1 protein-coding gene is annotated in these 384 nt (G+C 59.4%); it reads right to left on the bottom strand.

The window, feature by feature from the left end; translation table 11 throughout:
- Positions 1-48: 48 nt before the first annotated feature.
- A partial coding sequence (locus AC1DBD_RS17930) for a cupin domain-containing protein (protein ID WP_476982741.1) occupies positions 49-384 on the bottom strand: 336 nt, incomplete at its 5' end.

Genomic DNA, 384 nt, shown 5'->3' with positions numbered 1-384 from the left:
GACTGACGTCGAGCATCCTCAGTCAGATAGCGGCGAAGAAGAAGCGGGTCATTCCGGCACGATGTCGGGGCGGTCACGCGGGAACTGCGCCAGCGTTTCCGCGCTGATGTTCAACGTTTGCATGACCATCTCAGGCGGTGTATGCGTGAGCCAGTCGGACAGCGCCACCTCCGCAAAGTGGTCAGCCTTGAAGACCTCGACCATGATCAGGTCCGTGTTGCCGACATTCTGCACATAGTGACCGAGCCCCTTCTTCACGTAGCCGATATCACCCGCGTTGAAGTCGGCGGTCATCGCCTTGGGACCCGTATCGAAGACAGTCATGCGCCCTTTGCCCTTGATGTAGTACTGCCATTCGTCGGCGTTCGGGTGCCAGTGCAGCTC

The sequence above is a fragment of the Arthrobacter sp. 10T419 genome, assembly GCF_056394105.1.
This window is presented reverse-complemented; position numbering and strand designations above follow the sequence as displayed.